The 1,301-nt window shown below is 69.9% G+C and carries 1 protein-coding gene; it reads left to right on the forward strand.

What is annotated here, in order from left to right; all coding sequences use genetic code 11:
* Window positions 1–30: 30 nt before the first annotated feature.
* On the forward strand, window positions 31–1,301 hold a 1,271-nt coding region (locus IE244_RS41500), incomplete at its 3' end, for a condensation domain-containing protein (protein ID WP_229854919.1).

A 1,301-nucleotide genomic window follows, 5' to 3' on the forward strand; every position in this document is an offset into this window, starting at 1 on the left:
CGGCGTCTGGCGGATGGTTCGCTGGACTTTTTGGGTCGTATCGACAAGCAGGTCAAGGTCCGTGGTTACCGGATCGAGCTCGGCGAGATCGAGGCCGCCCTGCGTGACCACCCGGCCGTCGACGAAACGGTGGTGATCGCCCGCGAGGGCCAGGGCGGCGAGAAGTCCCTGGTGGCCTACGTGGTCACCGCCCTGGGCGTGGAGGCGGAGGGGCTACGCGCCCACCTGGCCGCGAGCCTGCCGGACTACATGATCCCCGCCGCCTATGTGCCGCTGGACGCGATTCCGCTGACGCCCAACGGCAAGCTCGACCACCGCGCCCTCCCGGCCCCGGACGAGACCGCGTTCTCGGCCACCCGGTACGTGGCCCCCCGCACCCCCGTCGAGGAACGTCTCGCCGCGATCTGGTCGGAGGTGCTCGACGCCCGCCAGGTCGGTGTCGAGGACAGCTTCTTCGACCTCGGCGGCGACTCCATCCGAGCCGTCCGCCTCGTCGGCGGAATGCGCGCGGCCGGCTACGAGGTGTCGGTGCGCGATGTCTTCGAGTTCCGCAGCATCGCGGAGCTCGCGGGCCGGCTGTCGGGACAGGTGGCGGGTGAGTCGCTGATCGCCGCGGTGGAGCCGTTCGCGCTGATCAGTGCCGAGGACCGGGCCGCGCTGCCCGAGGACGTGGTCGACGCCTACCCGCTGTCGCAGATCCAGACCGGCATGCTGGTGGAAATGCTGGCCGCCCGGGACTCCGGTGAAAAGCTCGCCGCCTATCACAACGTCAATTCCCTTCGGCTCACCGACGAACAGCCCTTCGTGGTGGATGCGTTCCGCGCGGCGCTGAACGCGCTGGCCGGCCGTCACGAGGCACTGCGCACCTCGATGCACCTGAGCGGCTACTCGCAACCGCTCCAGCTCGTCCACTCCTCGTCGGAACTCCCCTTGACCGTCGCCGACTTGCGCGGCATGGGAGCCGAGGAACAGGAACGCCGTAAGGCCGAGGACCTCGCCGAGGAACAGGCCGGCCTCTTCGACCTGGCCAACCCCCCGCTGCTGCGGTTCCGCGTCCACCTCGAAGACGGGGCGTGGCAGCTCACCGTCGTCCACTGCCACGCGATCACCGAGGGCTGGACGCTCAGCGTGCTGCTGACCGAGGTCGTCGCGTGCTACCAGCACCTGCGTGACGGTCGTGAGCTGCCCGAGTACGACGCGCCTTCGGTCCGTTACGCGGACTTCATCGCGGCGGAGCTGGAGTCGCTGGGCAGCGACGCGGACCGGTCCTTCTGGCGGGGTGTGGTGGAGGAGCACGCGCC

The sequence above is a fragment of the Streptomyces filipinensis genome (assembly GCF_014649495.1).
GTDB classification, from domain to species: domain Bacteria; phylum Actinomycetota; class Actinomycetes; order Streptomycetales; family Streptomycetaceae; genus Streptomyces; species Streptomyces filipinensis.